General features: G+C 47.4%; 1 protein-coding gene. It reads right to left on the bottom strand.

Annotated features, from left to right (window positions below; translation table 11 throughout):
- The coding region (locus tag BUC20_RS33460; protein ID WP_073239193.1) for a beta strand repeat-containing protein at positions 1–5,486 on the bottom strand (5,486 nt) is incomplete at both ends.

The raw sequence follows: 5,486 nt of genomic DNA, 5'->3' as shown, positions 1-5,486 counted from the left end.
TTATCGGTGATTACCAGGCCTTTTGCATTGCTGAGTCCGGTATTGCCGGCAGTAATCACATAAGTAATGGTCGAGCCTGCACCAATGGCTGCAGGACCTGTTTTACTGATCGTGATGCCCGGTTTCTGATCTGTAGTGGTTTCTACCGGCGGGGTTACCACTGGTGGATTTCCTGGTTCTACAGGAGTCGCTGTAGCAAAATTGCTGATGGAACCAGAGAAAGCAGGGTCAACCGTACCGGTAATGGTAATGGTGATTTTATTCGCCGCTCCGGCAGTAATGTCTCCTTTTACAGAAACTGAATTACCTGATCCGGTAGCTCCGGCCGTTACACCTGCTGTTCCTGAAATGCTGGTGGTCCATTGTACATTTTTAATTTGTGATGGTACATTGTCCGTAATCACCAGGTCTTTTGCATTACTTAATCCGGTGTTACCGGCAGTAATTACATAAGTAATCGGAGCGCCTGCAGTAATCGTTGCAGGACCTGTTTTACTGATCGTGATGCCCGGTTTCTGATCCGTAGTGGTTTCTACTGGTGGGGTTACCACTGGCGGATTACCTGGCTCTGCAGGAGTACCTGTTGCAACGTTGCTCAGTTTACCAGAGAAAGCAGGATCAACCGTACCGGTAATGGTGATGGTGATTTTATTTGCTGCTCCGGTGGCAATGTCTCCTTTTACAGAAACTGAATTACCTGATCCGGTAGCTCCGGCTGTTACTCCGGCCGCTCCCGAAATGCTGGTGGTCCATTGTACATTTTTGATTTGTGATGGTACATTATCGGTAATCACCAGGTCTTTTGCATTGCTCAGTCCGGTGTTACCAGCCGTAATTACATAAGTGATCGGAGCGCCTGCAGTAATCGTTGCAGGACCTGTTTTACTGATCGTAACGCCTGGTTTCTGATCCGTAGTGGTTTCTACCGGTGGCGTTACCACTGGCGGATTACCTGGCTCTGCAGGAGTACCTGTTGCAACGTTGCTCAGCTTACCAGAGAAAGCAGGATCAACCGTACCGGTAATGGTAATGGTGATTTTATTTGCTGCTCCGGTGGCAATGTCTCCTTTTACAGAAACGGCATTACCTGATCCGGTAGCTCCGGCCGTTACACCTGCTGTTCCTGAAATACTGGTGGTCCATTGTACATTTTTAATTTGTGATGGTACATTATCGGTAATCACCAGGTCTTTTGCATTACTTAATCCGGTGTTACCGGCAGTGATTACATAAGTGATCGGAGCGCCTGCAGTAATCGTTGCAGGACCTGTTTTACTGATGGTGATGCCTGGTTTCTGATCCGTAGTGGTTTCTACCGGTGGGGTTACCACTGGTGGATTACCTGGTTCAGCTGGTGTACCAGTTGCAAAATTGCTGATGGAACCAGAGAAAGCAGGATCAACCGTACCGGTAATGGTGATGGTGATTTTATTCGCCGCTCCGGCAGCAATATCTCCTTTTACAGAAACTGAATTACCTGATCCGGTAGCTCCGGCTGTTACTCCGGCTGCTCCCGAAATGCTGGTGGTCCATTGTACATTTTTGATTTGTGATGGTACATTATCGGTAATCACCAGGTCTTTTGCATTACTTAATCCGGTGTTACCGGCAGTAATTACATAAGTAATCGGAGCTCCTGCAGTAATCGTTGCAGGGCCTGTTTTACTAATCGTAATGCCTGGTTTCAAGGTCGTTTCTGTTTCTACCGGAGGAGTCACCACTGGCGGATTTCCTGGCTCTGCAGGAGTACCTGTTGCAACGTTGCTCAGTTTACCAGAGAAAGCAGGATCAACCGTACCGGTAATGGTAATGGTGATTTTATTCGATGCACCAGCAGCAATGTCTCCTTTTACAGAAACGGCATTACCTGATCCGATAGCTCCGGTCGTTACTCCTGCTGTTCCTGAAATGCTGGTGGTCCATTGTACATTTTTGATTTGTAATGGTACATTATCCGTAATCACCAGGTCTTTTGCATTACTTAATCCAGTGTTACCGGCAGTAATTACATAAGTGATCGGAGCACCTGCAGTAATCGTTGCAGGACCTGTTTTACTGATCGTGATGATTGGTTTCAAGGTAGTTTCTGTTTCCACTGGCGGAGTAACCACTGGCGGATTACCCGGTTCAATTGGTGTTACCGTTGCCGTATTACTTAATTTACCTGCAAAAGAAGCACCAACTGTACCTGTGATATCTATCGTGATCACATCGTTCAATCCGGATGGAACCGTTGCTGTGACACTCAGGTTATTTCCTGTTCCGTTATGCCCAATGGCTATCGTTGCGTTTCCTGCTCCTGAAGCAATCCAGCTTACTCCCGTTAACTGAGCAGGAACAACATCACTGATCACTGCATTCTGTGCAGTACCCGGCCCGTTGTTACTTACTTTAATCTGGTACTTCATCACCTGGCCTGCGGTTACTGTTGCAGGTCCTGTTTTAGTGATTTGTAAGCTTGATACGTTTTTGACGGTAGTACTCACTTCTGAATTGATCACTGGTTTAGCAGGATCTGCAGGAGTCAGTGCCGCTTTGTTAAGCAGGATACCGGCAAAAACAGGACTCACCTTACCGGTGATGGTCACCAGAATACTTCCGTTCGCTGGTACATCTGCAGTGATGTCTACATCATTAACCGCTCCGCTTGCACCCGAGCTGATGGTCGCACCACCCGCAAGTGTACTGGTCCAGGAAACTCCTGTCACCTGAGCAGGAACAACATCCTTCACTTTTACTCCCTTAGCATCTGATGGTCCGGCATTGCTGATCGCCAAAGTATAGCGGATCGCTTCTCCGGAATTCAGTGCAGCAGGGCCACTTTTCACAAAGCTTAATTGTGCATTGTTGACAATATTGGTGGTTACCGGATCAGATGGCACTGCCGGATTTCCTGGTTCAACAGGGGTAGCAGTAGCGGTATTGATAATGCTTCCGTTTACTGCATTTGCAGGAACCTGTGCGGTAATGTTAACCGTTACCGTACCGCTTCCGGCAGGAAGGTCAACGTTAAGGGCAACTGCATTTCCTGTACCTGTTGCTCCCGACCTGATCACAGCACCTGAATTCGCTGTTGCGATCCAGTTTACACCGGTCAACTGAGCAGGAACAGCATCTGTTACAGCTACATTCATTGCATTTCCAGGACCTGCGTTGCTCAGTTCAAGGGTATAATTGACCGTTTTACCCGCTTCAACACTCGTAGGTCCTGATTTCACAATCCTGACTCCTGATTTATTCGTCACCGTTGTCGTTACATCAGTTGAAGTTACCGGAGGGTTGCCTGGTTCTGATGGCGTAACTGTAGCATTATTTAACAGCTGACCGCTAAAGCCAGGATCTATTGTTCCGTTAATAATGATATTGACCTCATTGGCTGTACCAGCAGGGATGTTTGCAGAAACATTCACTGTATTTCCTGTTCCCGCAGCTCCTGAATTGATCAGGGCAGCACCCGCTGAAGTTGCAATCCAGCTCACTGCTTTAATTCCTGCCGGCACGACATCCTTGATCTGCGCCTGACTGGCATTACTTGGACCGCTGTTTCTGACTTTAATCGTATAGGTAATTGCAGAGCCGGAAACTCCATTCTGAGGACCTGATTTGCTGATACTCAATCCGGAAACAGAACTGATCTGTGTATTCACCGTACTGGTATTGTTAGCCAGGTTGAAATCAGAGATGTCGCTCGGCATAGTTACACTAGCCACATTGCTGATGCTACCTGATGGCGTATTGGCATTTACCACCCCATTCACGGTAATCAGAATATAGTTGGCTGCACCTACAGGAACATTTGCGGTGGTTTGAATTCCGTTGGTTGTTCCGGCTGCAGGGCTGCTGATTGTTGCCGACCCAAAGGACTGCACATTCCAGCTGATCTGACCAATCTCTGCAGGGATGTTGTCGTTGATCGTCAATCCGGTCACGTCTCTAGGTCCCTGATTGCTTACTTTAATGGTGTAAGCAATAGCAGACCCTGAGGTTATGGCCTGAGGTCCTGTTTTTTCTATTTTAATATCGGTCGACTGATTTACGGCAGTGACCACTGAGCTTTTTCTTTCTCCATTGGCTGTTACCGTTACCGTATTGGTAAAGACGGCACCCGCTGTGGTTTTAACTGTTCCCTGAATTTCAATAGTTATTGCAGTTAAAGGATCATTATCCGCCGGAATATCTGCTTTGAAATTGATGTTGTTTCCAGTGCCTGTAGCTGCTCCGATAATTGTTGCTCCGCCTGTTCTGGTGGCAACCCAACTGCTTACTGCTACATCTGCCGGAACCGGATCAGAGATATCCGCATTGGTAATGTTACCAGCACCTCCGTTTCTGATCACAATGGTATATTTGATCGGATCCCCGATATTCACCGTTGCAGGTCCGCTTTTCGATACTTTCAGTACAGGATCATTGTTGATGATGGTTGGTACGGTACTGGTGTTTGAGTTCAGTTCAGGATCTGTAATCGGGCTTCCCACAGGGAAGAAAGCAGTAGCGGTATTTGTAAATAGAGTTTTATCCAGGTTGCTGGCTTTCACTGTTGCCTCAATATCAATACTGATGACTCCCGTTGTTGCAGGAATATTTCCTGTAAGGTTAAGGTCTCCTGTACCATTAGCCGCACTTAATGTAGCGCCACCAGTTAACGTCGAGGTCCAGCTTGCATTTTCAAGATTTCCAGGGATGGCATCTTTGATCAACACGCCGATCGCATCACTTGGTCCATCATTAACAATACGAAGGTTATATTTGATTTTTTCTCCTACTGCAATATCTGCAGGTCCTGACTTGGTAATTCTCACATTCGCTATCCTGGTTACTGCAGTAGTTACGGTGCTGGTTGCAGGTGTCGGATCTGTAATTCCTGCTCCCGGGGTTGCCGTAGCAGTATTTACCAGGCTGGTGCCGGTATGAGCAGCATCAACTGTTCCTGTGATCAGGATCTGTACGGTTGCATTGCCTGCAGGAATGGAAGCATTTAAGCTGATGTTACCTGTTCCTGTATTCGCTCCGCTGATCACCGCTCCGTTCTGAGCAGTTGCAGTCCAGTTTACTCCGTTGATATCTGCAGGGATCACATCTGTGATGTTCACCGCAGTGGCATTACTCGGACCTGCATTTTTAACAGTAATGGTATAGCTGATTGCAGAACCGGCAACGATTGTTGAAGGGCCTGTTTTCTGGATCTGGATGTCTGCTGTTTTAACGACATTGGTGGTCACCTCTTCAGATGGAACAGCTGGATTACCTGGTTCAGATGGAGTGGCAGTGAAGCTGTTTTTCAGCGTTGCTCCGGTATAACCAGGATCAACATCTCCTTTGATCAGTACCGTTACTGAATTTGCCGCTCCGGCAGGGATATTCACAACAGGATTTACGGTATTGCCTGTTCCTGTTCCAGCGGAAACAATACTGGCAGTACCAGCAGTAGTCGTTGTCCAGCTCACATTGCTGATTCCCGCAGGAATCGCATCATTTATTGCCAG

Source organism: Pedobacter caeni, assembly GCF_900129215.1.
GTDB lineage: Bacteria > Bacteroidota > Bacteroidia > Sphingobacteriales > Sphingobacteriaceae > Pedobacter > Pedobacter caeni.
The sequence above is the reverse complement of the archived record's forward strand: the minus strand, read 5'-3'. Positions and strand labels throughout refer to the sequence as shown.